The organism is Pseudomonas sp. MAG002Y, assembly GCF_019400845.1.
Lineage (GTDB): Bacteria > Pseudomonadota > Gammaproteobacteria > Pseudomonadales > Pseudomonadaceae > Chryseomonas > Chryseomonas luteola.
The window spans coordinates 129842-144349 of record NZ_WOEJ01000009.1 but is presented as its reverse complement, the minus strand read 5'-3'; the positions used below and the strand labels follow the sequence as shown (position 1 = coordinate 144349).

General features: G+C 56.5%; 14 protein-coding genes. 11 read left to right on the top strand and 3 right to left on the bottom strand.

Features of this window, described 5'->3' with window-relative positions:
• Window positions 1-115 precede the first annotated feature (115 nt).
• The 4 genes from GM154_RS14660 to GM154_RS14645 all read left to right on the top strand — a co-directional run bounded on the left by GM154_RS14660 (window position 116) and on the right by GM154_RS14645 (window position 4210).
• Entirely contained in the window at window positions 116-1063 is a 948-nt protein-coding gene (locus GM154_RS14660) for an aldo/keto reductase (RefSeq protein ID WP_125887678.1), read from the top strand.
• A 282-nt stretch (window positions 1064-1345) separates the two neighbouring features.
• Window positions 1346-2461, top strand: a complete 1116-nt coding sequence (locus tag GM154_RS14655) for a glycosyltransferase family 1 protein (RefSeq protein ID WP_010795246.1) — start codon at window positions 1346-1348, stop codon at window positions 2459-2461.
• Window positions 2454-3218 (top strand): DUF2334 domain-containing protein, encoded by a 765-nt coding sequence (locus GM154_RS14650; RefSeq protein ID WP_219652611.1) that lies wholly within the window; start codon window positions 2454-2456, stop codon window positions 3216-3218. Before GM154_RS14655 ends, GM154_RS14650 begins: the two co-directional genes overlap by 8 nt.
• Window positions 3215-4210, top strand: a complete 996-nt coding sequence (locus GM154_RS14645; RefSeq protein ID WP_125887680.1) for a lysylphosphatidylglycerol synthase transmembrane domain-containing protein — start codon at window positions 3215-3217, stop codon at window positions 4208-4210. Before GM154_RS14650 ends, GM154_RS14645 begins: the two co-directional genes overlap by 4 nt.
• Here the strand turns inward: GM154_RS14645 and GM154_RS14640 are convergent.
• Both GM154_RS14640 and purU read right to left on the bottom strand, forming a co-directional pair.
• On the bottom strand, window positions 4179-4361 hold the full coding sequence (locus GM154_RS14640) for a hypothetical protein (RefSeq protein WP_219652610.1): 183 nt from the start codon (window positions 4359-4361) through the stop codon (window positions 4179-4181). The genes GM154_RS14645 and GM154_RS14640 overlap by 32 nt on opposite strands.
• A gap of 16 nt (window positions 4362-4377) precedes the next feature.
• Entirely contained in the window at window positions 4378-5229 is an 852-nt protein-coding gene (gene purU, locus GM154_RS14635; RefSeq protein ID WP_010795250.1) for a formyltetrahydrofolate deformylase, read from the bottom strand.
• A gap of 227 nt (window positions 5230-5456) precedes the next feature.
• On the opposite strand from purU, the gene mvaT reads away from it, so the two are divergent.
• Window positions 5457-5843 carry a histone-like nucleoid-structuring protein MvaT gene (gene mvaT, locus GM154_RS14630; RefSeq protein WP_010795251.1) on the top strand — a complete coding sequence of 129 codons (387 nt, stop codon included), beginning with the start codon at window positions 5457-5459 and terminating at the stop codon, window positions 5841-5843.
• Window positions 5844-5905: 62 nt separating this feature from the next.
• On the opposite strand, the gene sbcB is transcribed toward mvaT, so the two are convergent.
• Window positions 5906-7339: an exodeoxyribonuclease I gene (gene sbcB / locus GM154_RS14625; RefSeq protein WP_074824695.1), complete on the bottom strand. Its 1434-nt coding sequence runs from the start codon at window positions 7337-7339 to the stop codon at window positions 5906-5908.
• A 363-nt stretch (window positions 7340-7702) separates the two neighbouring features.
• Here sbcB and GM154_RS14620 point away from each other — a divergent pair, with 363 nt between their 5' ends.
• Genes GM154_RS14620 through GM154_RS14595 form a run of 6 tightly spaced genes read left to right on the top strand, consistent with a single transcriptional unit; the run spans window position 7703 to window position 14490 of the window.
• On the top strand, window positions 7703-8395 hold the full coding sequence (locus GM154_RS14620; protein ID WP_074824698.1) for an RDD family protein: 693 nt from the start codon (window positions 7703-7705) through the stop codon (window positions 8393-8395).
• The gene (locus GM154_RS14615) at window positions 8392-9378 is read left to right on the top strand and encodes a stage II sporulation protein M (protein WP_074824701.1); all 987 of its coding nucleotides are present in this window, start codon (window positions 8392-8394) and stop codon (window positions 9376-9378) included. Before GM154_RS14620 ends, GM154_RS14615 begins: the two co-directional genes overlap by 4 nt.
• Window positions 9365-10927, top strand: a complete 1563-nt coding sequence (locus tag GM154_RS14610; protein ID WP_219652609.1) for a DUF4129 domain-containing protein — start codon at window positions 9365-9367, stop codon at window positions 10925-10927. The genes GM154_RS14615 and GM154_RS14610 overlap by 14 nt, the downstream gene beginning before the upstream one ends.
• Window positions 10924-12102, top strand: coding sequence for a DUF4350 domain-containing protein (locus GM154_RS14605; protein ID WP_219652608.1), 1179 nt, complete (start codon window positions 10924-10926; stop codon window positions 12100-12102). The genes GM154_RS14610 and GM154_RS14605 overlap by 4 nt, the downstream gene beginning before the upstream one ends.
• Before the next feature lie 43 nt (window positions 12103-12145).
• Window positions 12146-13147 (top strand): MoxR family ATPase, encoded by a 1002-nt coding sequence (locus GM154_RS14600; RefSeq protein ID WP_219652607.1) that lies wholly within the window; start codon window positions 12146-12148, stop codon window positions 13145-13147.
• An 11-nt stretch (window positions 13148-13158) separates the two neighbouring features.
• Window positions 13159-14490 carry a DUF58 domain-containing protein gene (locus tag GM154_RS14595; RefSeq protein WP_219652606.1) on the top strand — a complete coding sequence of 444 codons (1332 nt, stop codon included), beginning with the start codon at window positions 13159-13161 and terminating at the stop codon, window positions 14488-14490.
• Window positions 14491-14508: the final 18 nt, after the last annotated feature.

The following is a 14508-nucleotide window of genomic DNA, read 5'->3' as shown; positions in this document are numbered from 1 at the left end:
CTCCTTCCTTACGCCCGCGTCCAGAACGATCCCTGCTCACTCTAGTCACACCTCCTTTGAGGTCTGTTCGCCGCTTGGCAGCGGACGGTCCTATCGTCGTTAAAAGGAGAACACCATGAGCACACGTCAACTCGGTCAATCCGGCCTGCACGTTTCTCCACTTGCCTTGGGTGGGAACGTATTCGGCTGGACGCTTGATGAAGCCAAGTCGTTCACTCTACTTGATGGGCTGGTCGACCACGGGCTCAACTTCATCGATACGGCTGACGTCTACGAGCGTTGGGTACCCGGCAATCAGGGCGGTGAGTCGGAAACCATCATTGGCAACTGGTTGAAGAAGAGCGGTAAACGCGACCAGATCGTTCTGGCTACCAAGGTCGGTATGGATATGGGGGACGGTAAGAAAGGTTTACGCGCCGAGTATATTCAGCGGGCCGTAGAGGACTCCCTCAAGCGCCTGCAAACCGATCATATCGACCTGTATCAGGCCCATATCGACGATTCTGATACGCCTTTGGAAGAAACCCTGCAGGCCTTGGCCAAACTGGTCGAGCAAGGCAAGGTCCGCGCTATCGGCGCATCCAACTACAGTGCCGAGCGCCTACGCGAAGCGCATCAGATCGCCCAGCGTCTTGGGATTCCGGGTTATATAAGTCTTCAGCCTCACTACAACCTCTACGAGCGCGAGGACTATGAAAAGAATCTTGAGCCTGTGGTACAGGAATTGGGACTGGGTGTGATCAGCTACTACTCATTGGCCAGCGGCTTTCTGACCGGCAAGTACCGTACCAAGGATGATATCAAGGGTGCCCGCAGCGATTCCGTGAAGAAATACATGACCGAGCGAGGCGTTACGATTCTGTCGGCTCTGGACGAAGTGGCCGAGGAGTATGATGCGACCCCAGCTCGTGTGGCCCTTGCCTGGCTTATGGCACGTCCCAGCGTCACGGCCCCCATTGCCAGCGCCACCTCGCTTGACCAGCTCAAGGAGTTGGCAGAGGCCACCCGCCTTCAGTTGAGTGCCGAGGATATCAGCACGCTGGATCACGCCAGCGCGTACTGATATTTGGCGCTTCGAAAGACGTCGCGTTCTATTTCCTGGCTCAGGTCTCCCTGCGGTAGCGCCGCAGGGAGACCCTGTCGTATTTGTTCTTTAGCTAACGAAGCGAAAGCTTTCGCTCTAGAACAAGGTCTTAGCGAACGTCTTTTTACTGTAATGGTCCATTCATGGGCACAGGGAGAGAACATCTGAACGCATGAGCCTGCATTATCCTTTTTACCCACAATGCTCATGTCGGTGGTTTCAGACGGTTCTTATAAGAAGCCGAACGGAGGAAGCTCCATCGTGCATATTGCTGATATGACCATGTTTTATGCACCTGCCAGCGGCGGTGTGCGCACCTATATTGATGCCAAACACCGCCGTCTACGTCGTTATCCTGGAGTTCAGCACAGTGTGCTTGTTCCAGGAGAAAGCTATCGACAAAACGGCGGAATCTATGAGATTCCATCGCCCCCCCTACCCTTTGGAAAGGGCTACCGCTTTCCAGTCCGACGCGGTCCGTGGCGCAACGTACTGCACGAGCTGCAGCCTGATCTGATTGAAGTGGGCGATCCTTACATGACGGCCTGGGCAGCACTGGACGCAGGTCGCCGGCTGGACGTACCCGTTATCGGTTTTTATCACTCCGATCTTCCGCTTCTGGCCAGTAACCGGCTCGGCACCTGGTTCGGCAGCAACATGAGTACCTACATCGCGCGCCTGTACCGCAGCTTTGATCGTGTCCTGGCACCGAGCAAGGTCATGGTCGAAAAGCTTGAGCGCATGGGCGTGAGCAATGTATATGTGCAGCCGTTAGGGGTGGATCTTGAAACGTTCCATCCATCCTTGCGAGATCCACATCTCAAGCGCGAGCTCGGATTGGATGAGTCTACTCGTCTGATGGTGTTTGCCGGTCGCGGTTCACGGGAAAAGAATCTACCCATCCTGCTGGAAACTGCTCGTCAGTTGGGCAAGCCCTATCACCTGCTGTTAGTGGGCTCGAATATGCCCAGCCATGTACCGGACAACGTTACGGTCATGAATGGCTTTCGCCCGGCATCCGAAGTTGCACGCCTGGTCGCTAGTTGCGACGTGCTGCTGCACGCAGGGCATCAGGAGACGTTTGGCCTGGTGGCGCTCGAGGCCATGGCCTGTGGCATTCCGGTTGTTGCCGTCAAGGCAGGCGCCCTGGCGGAAATCGTTCCCTTCAATACCGGACGCCTTTGCCAACCCCATGATCCGGCTTCCATGGCGGCCACCGTACGCGAGCTCTTCGAGGACGACGCCCGTCTCGTGGGCCGTCAGGCCCGCCAACATGTAGAGGCCCATCATGCTTGGGATACAGTAGTCGCGGGTCTGCTCTCTCACTATCATGCCGTGCTGGGTACGTCTGAAATGCCGGTAGCTGCACATGGTTGAACGCAATGTCATGCTGGTGCTACATGATGTGGCACCAGAAACCTGGAAAGATTATCAGCCCTTTGTGGAGGCGGTAGACGCACTGGGCAGTGTGCCCATGACGCTGTTGGTCGTTCCCGATTTCCATCATCGTAACCCGATCGATCAGCATCCAGCCTTCATCAAAGTCATGGATCAGCGTCTGGCTCGCGGTGATGAACTGGCACTTCATGGCCACTTCCACTGTGATGATGCCCCAGCGCCCACGAATCCGCGTGACTGGTTCATGCGCAGGGTTTACACCTACGAGGGTGAGTTCTACACCCTCGATGAAGCACAGGCCCGTGAGCGTCTTGAGAAAGGCATTGCGCTGTTTGAGCGCTTTGGCTGGTCTCTGCATGGGTTTGTGGCGCCAGCCTGGTTGATGAGCGAAGGAACACGTCGTGCCCTGAGCCAGACCGACTTACGGTATACCAGCGATCCTCAGCATTTTTATCTGCTGCCTGACCATCGCCAGGTAGAAGCGCCTGGGTTGGTATGGAGTGCCAGAAGCCCATGGCGAAGAGGCATGTCCTGGCTTATGAGCGAGCAAGCCGCTCGCCGTCATCGGTCAGCGCCCCTGCTCCGCCTGGGCCTACACCCTGTCGATATGCGACATGAATTTTCCAGGGACTACTGGCTGGGGCTACTTAAACGCCTGATGGCAGAAGGACGCACCCCCATCAATAAAATCGAATGGCTCAACCGGCATTATTTCAACGAGCGTCTCGCGGCATGAGCCGTGGTGTATGGCTGCTGCTCAGTGCATTGCTGGCAGCAGCACTCATTCCCCTTCTATTAGGCGGCACCGGGCTACTAGGCAAGCTACGGGACTTTCCACTTGATCTGCTGCTGCTCATGCTGGGCATGATAGTGCTGTGCTGGAACGTCAATGCGGTTCGCCTGCGCCTGCTACTCAGACGCCTGCATCGCACCACTCACCTTCGCTCCCTGGGCATTGTGATGGCAACCGAATTTGCCATTTGCGCCACGCCTGGCGGTGCAGGCGGTCCGTTTACCATGATGGCGCTTCTTGCACGCCGCGGCGTACGACCGGCACAAGCCACCGCAGTCTTTGCAGTGGACCATATCAGCGATCTGCTGTTTTTCGTCTGTGCGCTGATCGGCATCCTGATTTATGCCCTCTTCCATGCGCTGAATCCCCACGTAGGTTTGCTGCTGGGAGGCACGGCTGCCCTGATGACAGGAATTATCGTCCTGCTGTTCGGATTGGCACGCTTTCATCGCGCCGTTTTGCGCAGCAATGGACGAATCATGAAGCGCCTGGGCGTAAAACAGTCACGACGCCTGCGCTGGGGACGCAAGGTACTGCGCTTTCGCAATGCCTTGAAGGAAAGCTTGCGGATGCCTCACTCCACTCTGGCGGCGGTGTTTGGCCTGACAGCCCTGCATTGGTTGCTACGTAACAGCATCTTGTATATCACGCTGGTCGGTCTGGGAGCCGTCATTCCCTGGGCGTGGACCTTTCTGATACAGATGCTGGCCCTGACCGCTGGACAGGCAAGCCTGCTGCCCGGCGGCGCTGGAGGTGCAGAGTTGGCATCAGGTGCGCTGCTTACACCCATGGTGGGCAAGTCGACAGCAGCGGCAGCTATTCTGATCTGGCGAGCAGTGACGTACTACTTCTATCTCATAGCAGGCGCCCCGGTGTTCATTCACCTGGCGGGACGTCCCTTGCTTAATCGCCTGATTCGCTTTCGCCAGGCGTAGAGCCAGTCAAGAGATTCTGCCAGAGCTCAGCGGCACCCGGAAAATCGGTGCCGCTGTCTTCATTGAGCGCATCCGGGTCGTAGCGCTGCGTACATCCCTCCCCCAGGACGGGAGGAGGAAAAGCCCCTGCACGCTCGAAAGGATCGCTCATAAGACCTCAGGACCTATCAGTTGAAGACGACCGTCTTGTTGCCATGTACCAGCACACGGTCTTCCAGGTGATAGCGCAGACCACGCGACAGCACCATCTTTTCAACATCCTTGCCCAGACGCACCATGTCCTCGACATTGTCACGATGGGTGATACGCACCACATCTTGCTCGATGATCGGACCAGCATCCAGCTCCTCGGTCACGAAGTGACAGGTTGCCCCGATCAGTTTTACGCCCCGCTTGGCGGCCTGGTGGTAAGGCTTGGCCCCCACGAAGGACGGCAGAAAGCTGTGATGGATATTGATGACCTGATGCGCATAGCGCTGGCAAAGATCCGGCGGCAGGATCTGCATGTAACGCGCCAGCACCACAGTATCGGCCTGATGCTCATCGATCAGCCGGGAGACCTCGGCAAAGGCGGGCTGCTTGTCAGTCGGGTCGACCGGCACATGGAAATAAGGAATACCATGCCATTCGACCATGCTGCGCAATGCATCATGATTGGAAATGACACAAGGAATTTCACAATCCAGTTCGCCACTGTGCCAGCGATGAAGCAAGTCCGCCAAACAATGGGATTCGCGGCTGGCCATTAGTACTACACGCTTTTTAACTGCAGAGTCAGTAATGCGCCACTGCATGGAGAACTCTTTGGCTATTGGCGCAAACGCCTGATAAAAACCCTTTAAATCGAAGGGTAAAGAATCGGCGCGTATTTCATGACGCATAAAGAACCAGCCACTTTCGGTATCGGAGTGGTGGCTGGCTTCACTGATCCAACCATTGTAAGTCGCCAGGAAGTTACTTACCTTGGCTACTATACCTACGCCGTCCGGGCAGGCAATCACCAGACGAAAAGTGCGCATAGAACAACCTCGAAAAAACGGAGGCCGCCATTCTAGCCTTGCGCACGGAAAACTTCAGCTTCCATCGACTTGCGGCGACGAATCTCGCGCCTGAGTTTTAATGTTAGTTGAACATTATCAACCTTATTAACTTGTTTTATGCTTGCAAAAAGTTAATAGTAGGTTTACTTGTTGTTACGCCAACACTATCATTAAAAAAGACCAGCCCTTGCATTGCAGGTAAATGTATGTCCCTTATCAATGAATACCGTGCCACTGAAGAAGCTATTAAAGAGCTGCAGGAGCGCCTGCGTAATCTTTCCCAAGACGATAAACTGAAAAAAGAACTGGAATTCGAAGAAAAGCTGCGCGCATTGATGGGTGAATACTCCAAGTCCCTGCGTGACATCATCGCTATTCTTGACACTGATGCCAAAAACACTCGTGGCACTCGCGGTAATGCCAAGAGCACTCAAGGCAGCGGCACCAAGCGTGCACGTAAAGTAAAGCAATACAAGAACCCGCATACAGGGGAAGTTATCGAAACCAAAGGCGGCAACCACAAAACTCTGAAAGAGTGGAAAGCCAAGTGGGGCGCCGATGATGTCGAGAGCTGGGCCACCCTGCTCGACTGATATCCGTCAGTTAGATAAAAAACGCCAGCATTGCTGGCGTTTTTTATGAGTAGTTAAAGGTTTTAAACTCCGAACCGAGTTCTCAACTGCTGCGCATGTACTCGCCATGTATTTAGCAGGGCTTGCTGTGATTCGCTGGCGGTCTGCACCAGTGCATGCAAGGCTTCCTCAAAAGAGAATAGTGTATTGGGTGCGCCCAATTCACTATTGATCAAACGATCACGGCAGAATGAATGCCAACGCCCTTGCTCCTCAGCCGTCAAAGTATGGGAAAAGTTACGGGCCCGATAACGGAAGTAAAGTTCAGGCAAACGTTCGTCTGTGAATAACCACCTTTTATCTACCAACTTAATAGGGTCACAGCTTCGAATCTCATCACATAAGCGTCTATCGCTCTCACATATAAAGCCATTGTACAGCTGCTGTTCAGGATCAAAGACTGCGTTCTCAGCCTTTATTTGATAAAGCTGCGACAATTTGTCTCGCCATATTTTTGCCTTACTTTGTAAAAGAGCCGCACGTTGCTTGTACATCTGCATATTTATTTGCAGTCTTTCCTGATCCTGCTCTCTTAGAACAGCCAAAGGTGCCAACACCGGGCATCGGTTTATCTGGATAAGTTTAAGCGGTACTGGCAGTTCGTCATTGGCTAACAAGTCCTCACGCCGGGTATAGAGTTTTTGATGTAGCGTTTGAACGTCCAGCTCTAATATAGGGCTTGGGTCAAAGTGAAGATCACAGACAACTAACGCATTACGGTTATGAGGATGCCAGCAAAGCGGCAGTACAATGGAAAGAAAATTACGCTCGGCTGAAAACCGTCCAGAAACATGGACTAGCGGTTTAAGTAACGTAATGTGCTCCAACACTGAACGTTTGTGTCTGAGCTGATACAAGAAATGATACAGCCGTGGCTGCCGGTCACGCACCAGCCGAGCGAGCTGTATTGTGGCGTGTACATCCGACAGAGCATCATGTGCTTGACCATGCTCCAGGTCGTTGGCCTGGGAAAGACGCTCAAGCTTCAAGGTCACCCGCCCCTCATCCTGAGGCCACTCAATGCCCTCCGGCCGCAAGGCATAAGCCGCACGTAGCAAATCGATCAGATCCCAGCGGGTATTCCCGCCCTGCCATTCCCGCGCATACGGATCGTAGAAATTTCGATACAGGCTATGCCGTGTCACTTCATCATCAAAGCGCAGCGTGTTGTAACCAGCCGTACATGTACCCGGCTGGCTTATATGAGCATGCAGGTGGGCCATGAAGGTGGCCTCGGGAAGCCCCTCGCGTTCGAGGCGCTCAGGCGTAATGCCGGTAATCAGGCAGGCAGCCGGATGCGGCAGGATATCGTCGCCCAAGCGGCAATACAGGTTGAGCGGCTCGCCAACAATGTTAAGGTCCTCATCCGTTCGCAAGCCGGCCACCTGTAGTGGGCGATCGCAGCGTGGATTGGTTCCTGTGGTTTCGAAGTCATACCAGAATATGGTGCGGCTCACGACAAAGCTCTCCTAGCTATCAGCGCCTCGAGTCGAGCACTCTGGATTTTTCAGTTGCCTATACGCCTGATGGGTCGCTAGGCTTATCATGTCGCAGGCTGCGACCGTATGTATGTCATTGAATTCATGATACCCATGGATTCCAAGCCGTGCGTCAGGATAGCCAAGCTGCGTTAACGTGCACAGACGCACCAGGCGTGGGTGATGACCTTATCAAAGGAGTGATAATGTGCTGAAGCGCTTGCCTGCCGACTGGTTATTTTTGTCGTTCCAGTCTGCGTAGGGGTTCTCATCCAATGACACCATGTGAACGCCGAGCAACCTCTTGTGCCGACCTACACTAGAGAAGGCTCATCTGTACCCATGCCACTTCCACTCGATACGCTGTTACGCGTCGAAACCCCGGAAGCCATCGACCTGATGTTGCGTCCAGCCAGCGTCATACCTCGCGCCCTGGCGTATGCCATCGACCTGGCTATTCGAGGCGCTATCATGGCGCTTGCCTACCTTGTGCTCGGCTTTCTGGGCCATGTCGGGGTTGGCTTGATCGCGCTGCTGACATTTCTGATCAGCTGGTGGTACATGGTGCTGTTTGAAGTGCTCAACCAGGGCCGCTCACCAGGCAAGCAGCTCATGAAATTGCGCGTTTTGAATGATGATGGCACCCCGGTGGGCTGGTCCGGCTCGCTGCTACGCAATCTGTTGCGCGTCGTGGATCTTCTCCCCTTCGGCTATGCCATGGGTATCCTGAGCAGCCTGTTACATCCCAGCTTCAAACGCTTGGGAGATCTGGTGGCAGGCACCCTGGTCGTTCACCAAGAGCAACCACACGAGCGCTTTACCTTACAGGACGTCATTCCATTGTCCCCCCCGTTTGCGCTGGGGTTAATAGAGCAGCAGGCCATTCTCTCGTTTGCCGAGCGTCAGAACGAGTTGTCTCTATCCCGTCGAGACGAGCTGGCCGCACTACTGGCAGAGCCTCTGGGGGTAGACCGCAGCGAAGCCACTGAGCGCCTGAACCGAATTGCACAAGCCCTGCTAGGGGCTCACGGATGAGGCAGGCGCCTTTCGAACAGCGCTACCAGGCTGAGTGGGCTCGCTTCAGTGAGCAGTTGTCTGCGCTGGAAAAACGCACCCCGACTTCAACGCTGGAACACAGCAAGGCATTTATTGCTAGCTACCGTCGTCTGTGCCAGCACTTGGCACTTGCTCAGGCACGTGGCTACAGCCCCCAGCTGATTGAGCACCTGCATCAACTGACGCTGCGTGGCCACCAGCTCATCTATCGCCATCCGGGCAATATTCGGCAGCGATTGCTCGGCTTCCTGCTGGCAGACTTTCCTCGACTGGTCCGGACAGAATGGCGCCTGGTCGCTGTAGCAAGCGCCCTCTTCTATGGCAGCCTTCTCATAATGGGTTTACTGGTCTATTACATACCTGATCTGGTCTACAGCCTCCTGGACCCCGCCCAGGTTGCCAACATGGAAAGTATGTACAGGCCGGATGCCGAGCGCATAGGAGCCTTGCCCGAGCGGGCCAGCAGTCAGGACTGGCAAATGTTCGGCTATTACATTCGCAACAATATAGGAATCGCCTTTCAGACATTTGCAGGCGGGTTGCTGTATGGCCTGGGGACACTGTTCTTTCTGCTGTTCAATGGACTTAACATCGGTGCGGTGGCAGGTTACCTGACGCAACTGGGCTCAGGCTCTACCTTCTGGCCCTTCGTGGTAGGGCACGGCGCATTTGAGCTGACAGCGATTACGCTGGCCGGCTCGGCAGGCCTGAAGCTGGGCTGGGCGCTGGTGGCGCCGGGCCGGCTGCGCCGCAGCGATGCCCTGCGACATGCTGCTAAACCCTGTGTTGGCATGATTGCCGGTGTCTTTGTACTGTTAACGTTGGCCGCCTTTGTCGAGGCCTATTGGTCCTCAAGCGCTGCACTCAGCCCTACCCTCAAGTACAGCGCAGGTGCGCTGTTGTGGCTGGCCGTTGGAGGTTATTTCGGGCTGGCAGGAAGAAATCGACATGCGCCTGAGTGAAAGCCAGGCGGTTATCCGCCCCCGTAGCCCTTGGGAAGCTCTGGATCTTGGCGTGAGACTCGCCCGTGAACACCTGCATATCTTGATGACCAGCTGGGCACTGCTCACCCTTCCTGTTCTGGCCCTGTTGAGCGCCGCCCTCTGGAATTATCCGTCTATCGTCATGCTGGTTTTCTGGTGGTTGAAGCCGCTGTTCGAGCGGCTACCCCTGCATATTCTGTCCCGTGCGCTCTTTGGTGAAACGATTACGGCCAGACAAGCGCTGATGGCTTATCCACGGTTACTGAGCGTACAGCTGCTGCCCAGCCTTCTATGGAGACGTTTTACGCCCAAGCGCAGCTTTCTATTACCCGTACAGCAGCTTGAAGGCCTGTCCGGCGCATTACGTCAGGCTCGTGTTCGGGTCCTGACGCAACAAGATACACAGGCCGCCTTCTGGTTGACCCTTACCGGCGCGCACATTGAAATAGCCCTTTATATCGGTCTTCTGGGCCTGATTTATCTCTTCATTCCCTCGCAGATCATCGAGCAACTCGATTGGCTCAAACTGATCGATGTCGAGGCTCATGGCCTGCTCTGGGTGGAGCACCTTACAAATTTGCTATATGCACTGGTTCTCCTTGTATGGGAGCCCGTGTATGTGGCGTGCGGCTTCAGTCTTTATCTGAACCGGCGTACAGCGCTGGAAGCTTGGGACATTGAGCTGGCCTTTCGACGCCTGCGCCAGCGCCTGACAGGTGCGATACCCATGCTGCTTGTGATCGGAGCCATGAGCGCTTTGCTTTCGCCGCCGCCCGTCCTGGCAGATGAGCCGTCAGCTGCAGCGATCTGCCCACTGCCACCTCAGGAAGCAGCCGGCCCGGATGCGCCTCGCCTGCTGAACCAGCCCTTGAACAGTCAGGTTGCCCGCCAGCACATCGGCGTCATACTGGCGAGCCCGCCCTTCAGGAATGAGCGCACCCAGCTGGAATGGCACGTCGGCCAGCAGGACAAGAACAAGGCCTCGGTGACGTCATCCAATGGCCTCCACTGGCGGGACCTCGAAACACTTATTGCCCATGCGGCCCGCTTCATTGAGATCCTGTTATGGACGTTACTGATTGCAGGCCTTGGCGTGCTGCTCTGGCGTTACCGTGTCTGGCTAACCCTCTTTACCCGGCGAATCGCCACCAAACCTGCCAGACCTGTCGACACGCCCCGTCAGCTGTTTGGTCTGGAAGTCGCCCCGACCAGTTTACCTTCCGATATCCCTGGCGAAGCCGAGCGCCTCTGGCAACACGACCCTCGCAGCGCACTGGGGTTGCTTTATCGAGGCCTGCTGAGCCGTCTTTTGCATGACTTTCATCTGCCCTTGAAGGAGGCGCATACCGAAGGCGAAATCCTTGAGCTTGGCAGATCAATACCCAACGCCGATGTGGTCGGTTATCTGCACGGTGTGACGACCCAATGGCAAGCGCTTGCCTATGGCCATCGCATGCCTTCCCAGGAAACGCTTCAGGCGCTCTGTCACCAATGGCGTCATCTGTTTGGTCCGCAGGTGTCTGCATGACGCGTCGGCATTCGCTGTGGATTATTCTGATGGTGGCCGTCCTGCTGCTGACAGGGTTGTGGGCCTGGAAGTACATCACCCTGACAGAGACCCTGAAAGATGCAGGGCCCAGTCCAGAGGCCCGGAACAACCCCTATCTGGCTGCCGAGCGCTTTCTGAAGGAGCGGTCCATTACCATTCAACACAGTGACTCTTTTGCGGTGCTGAATGGGCTGCCTTCGATAGGCCATACGTTGCTGCTGCTTGCAGAACGAGACCGTATGTCACCTGCCCAGAGTCAGCAGGTCCTGGGCTGGGCCAGCCGAGGTGGACATGTCGTCTTTGTAGCCGAGCAACTGTGGGATGAGCAGAGCAAGAAAAGTGGTGACTTCCTGCTTGACGCCATCGGAGTGCAGCAGTTGCTGACGCGCGACCTGGAGGATGAGGAGACGGATCAGCAGGACGCTGAACCCGCTCCTGCCGAAAAGTGGGCGCCGTTGACCAAGCTTTATCTGGAAAACGAACAGGAGCCAGCCTATATCGGTTTCGATGACGAGTTTCATCTGTACGACTCCAGGAATCTGGCCCAGTCCTGGGCCAACAGCGAAGCCGCTACGCACATGATGCAGCTGCCATGGGGCAACGGTTTGATTACCGTCATGACGGACCCCTGGATCTGGCAAAACGCCCATATAGGCGAATATGACAATGCCTGGCTGCTCTGGTATATCACCCAGGACAGTGACGTCACGCTGCTATACCGCGCCGACAAGGAAAGCCTTGTTACGCTCATGGCACGCTACTTTCCTGAAACGCTGGCCGCCGCAGCCCTGCTTCTGGCGCTCTGGCTGTGGCAGTCAGCGCAGCGCCTGGGACCCCAGCTACCAAGTCCCGCCATCGGGCGCCGTCAGCTGAGTGAGCACCTGCGAGCCAGCGCCGAATTCATTCGCCGACATACTGGGCTGGCCAGCCTGATCACGTTGTTGCAGAAAGATATTCAGCAGCACGCCCGACGCCGTCATCCCGGCTTCGAACGCCTCCCTGTTGCCGAGCAATGGCAGCTTCTAGGCCGCCTGGCTCGTTTGTCTGCGCATGAGATCAGCCAGAGCATGCGTCCGCTGGCATCAGAGAAACTGTCTCCAATCGACTTCACGCGCCGCGTTGCACATCTGCAACGCATCAGGAAGGCACTATGACTCGCGGTGCACTCCCCTCGCGGCCTACTCAAGGAAATACGCCATGACCGAGCCTACTGCGACTCCCACGCCCCCTGATCATACGGCACAGCGTCAACGCGCCAGCAGCCTCGCTCAATCGCTGCGGCAAGCCCTCAACAAGGCATTGATAGGCCAGAGCACAGTAATTGATGATGTCCTGACCGCCCTGCTGGCTGGGGGACATGTCTTGATCGAAGGTGCACCCGGACTGGGCAAAACCCTGCTGGTTCGCGCGCTGGCTCGCTGTTTCGAAGGCAGTTTTGCACGTATTCAGTTCACGCCGGACCTTATGCCCAGCGACATCACAGGTCATGCCATCTATGACCTGGCGACGGAGCAGTTCAAGCTGCGCAAGGGACCTGCCTTTACCAACCTTTTGCTGGCCGACGAGATCAACCGTGCGCCAGCAAAAACCCAGGCGGCACTGCTTGAAGTCATGCAGGAGCGGCAAATTACATTGGAAGGCCGAGCGCTGCCGGTTCCTCAACCCTTCATGGTATTAGCCACCCAAAACCCGATAGAACAGGAAGGCACTTATCCGCTGCCAGAGGCGGAACTGGACCGTTTCATGTTCAAGCTCTATATCGACTATCCCGGCGAAGAAGACGAACGTGCCCTGGTCAGACAGGTCACTCGCTCCACACGCAGCGACATGTTGGATGTCACGCCTCTGCGCCCAATACTGCAAGCCAAGGAAATCATGGCCATGCAAAAGATTGCAGCGGACCTGCCGGTGGACGACCAAGTGCTGGATTATGCCGTGCGGCTGGCGCGCTCAACCCGTAACTGGCCCGGCATCATGCTGGGCGCCGGGCCACGTGCCTCTATCGCCCTGCTCCGCGGCGCGCGTGCGCGAGCCCTGCTGCGGAGTGGCGAGTTCGTTCTGCCCGATGACGTGAAGCAGTGTGCCCTGCCCGTTTTGCGCCACCGGATTAGACTGTCGGCAGAACTTGAAATCGACGGCATTACGGTTGATCAGGTGCTGCGGCAGATCATTGATCAATCCCCAGCCCCTCGCCTCTGATTCGCGCCTTTATGAAGCCCTCCAGACGTTTTCTGCTGATCCTGACCGGACTGCTTGGGACAGCACTGATCCTAGGTACGCTCGAGGCGCTGGGCCTCTCCGTGGCTGACACGCTACATACCGTCTGGTGGGGCGCTTTGCTGGCGCTTTTGCTGATGGCCGGAGGCGATGCTGTCAGTACCTATCGACGCGCCCCTCCCATCCTGAAGCGTACGCTGCCCGGGCAGTTATCATTGGGACGCTGGAGCGACGTTCAGCTTACGCTGTATCATTCCTATCCCCGCGAATGCTCCGTCACGCTGTTCGACCATATTCCCGCCTCCGTGGCCCACGAGCATCTACCGCTGGAGATGACTCTAAAGCCCGGCCAGCAGACCGAGGCGCACTACCGAATCAGGCCTCTGGAGCGAGGGCATATCCGCTTTCCGGCCTGTGATTGTATCCTGCCCAGCCCACTGGGATTCTGGCAGCGCCGTTACCGGCTGGAGCACCCTGGAGACGCACGGGTCTACCCGGACTTTGCCCGTCTTTATAGCTCATCGCCTCTGGCGGGCGAGCAATGGCTAGGTCAACTGGGTGTCAGGCAGAAACCTCGACGAGGCCTGGGGCTCGAGTTTCATCAGCTGCGAGAGTTTCGCCAGGGCGATACGTTGCGGCAGATGGACTGGAAAGCCACGGCACGCAAGAAAATGCCCATCGCCCGCGAATATCAGGAGGAACGGGACCAGCAGATCCTGCTGCTCCTGGACTGCGGCAGGCGTATGCGTAGCCAGGACGGTGAGCTGTCGCATTTCGACCAGGCTCTGGATGCGTGCCTGCTTCTGGCCCACGTTGCCCTTCGCCAGGGCGATGCCGTAGGTATCAGCACCTTTGCTCATGAGCAACCACGGCACGTGGCGCCTGCCAAAGGCCATGGGCAGCTGGGCCGACTGCTCAATGCCGTTTATGATCTCAAGCCTACACTGACCCCTGCCGATTACAGTTCAGCCGCCCAGCAGCTTCTCAGCCGCCAGCGTCGCCGTGCACTGATCGTTCTGGTCACCAACCTGCGTGATGAAGACGACGATGATCTAAGGCTTGCCCTTGGCCATCTCGGTCGCCAGCACCGCATGCTGATTGCCAGCCTGCGTGAAGATATCCTGGATACGAAGATGCAGCAGGCGGTAGAAACCTACGAGGAGGCGCTGGAATATTGTGGGGCCATGGATTACCGCCAGGCCAGGGAGTCGCTGCACGAGCGCCTGTCGGCCCAGGGTGTTGCGCTCATCGATACACGTCCGGCCGCCCTGGGCCCTGAGCTGGTCAATCAGTATCTCACCTGGAAACGTGCCGGAACCCTCTGACTAAGCCTTGCAGCGTTC

Coding starts and splice junctions, on each gene's coding strand:
- GM154_RS14660 (WP_125887678.1), top strand. CDS start 116: ATGAGCACACGTCAACTCGGTCAATCCGGCCTGCACGTTTCTCCACTT.
- GM154_RS14650 (WP_219652611.1), top strand. CDS start 2,454: ATGGTTGAACGCAATGTCATGCTGGTGCTACATGATGTGGCACCAGAA.
- GM154_RS14645 (WP_125887680.1), top strand. CDS start 3,215: ATGAGCCGTGGTGTATGGCTGCTGCTCAGTGCATTGCTGGCAGCAGCA.
- GM154_RS14640 (WP_219652610.1), bottom strand. CDS start 4,361: ATGAGCGATCCTTTCGAGCGTGCAGGGGCTTTTCCTCCTCCCGTCCTG.
- purU (WP_010795250.1), bottom strand. CDS start 5,229: ATGCGCACTTTTCGTCTGGTGATTGCCTGCCCGGACGGCGTAGGTATA.
- mvaT (WP_010795251.1), top strand. CDS start 5,457: ATGTCCCTTATCAATGAATACCGTGCCACTGAAGAAGCTATTAAAGAG.
- GM154_RS14620 (WP_074824698.1), top strand. CDS start 7,703: ATGCCACTTCCACTCGATACGCTGTTACGCGTCGAAACCCCGGAAGCC.
- GM154_RS14615 (WP_074824701.1), top strand. CDS start 8,392: ATGAGGCAGGCGCCTTTCGAACAGCGCTACCAGGCTGAGTGGGCTCGC.
- GM154_RS14610 (WP_219652609.1), top strand. CDS start 9,365: ATGCGCCTGAGTGAAAGCCAGGCGGTTATCCGCCCCCGTAGCCCTTGG.
- GM154_RS14605 (WP_219652608.1), top strand. CDS start 10,924: ATGACGCGTCGGCATTCGCTGTGGATTATTCTGATGGTGGCCGTCCTG.
- GM154_RS14600 (WP_219652607.1), top strand. CDS start 12,146: ATGACCGAGCCTACTGCGACTCCCACGCCCCCTGATCATACGGCACAG.
- GM154_RS14595 (WP_219652606.1), top strand. CDS start 13,159: ATGAAGCCCTCCAGACGTTTTCTGCTGATCCTGACCGGACTGCTTGGG.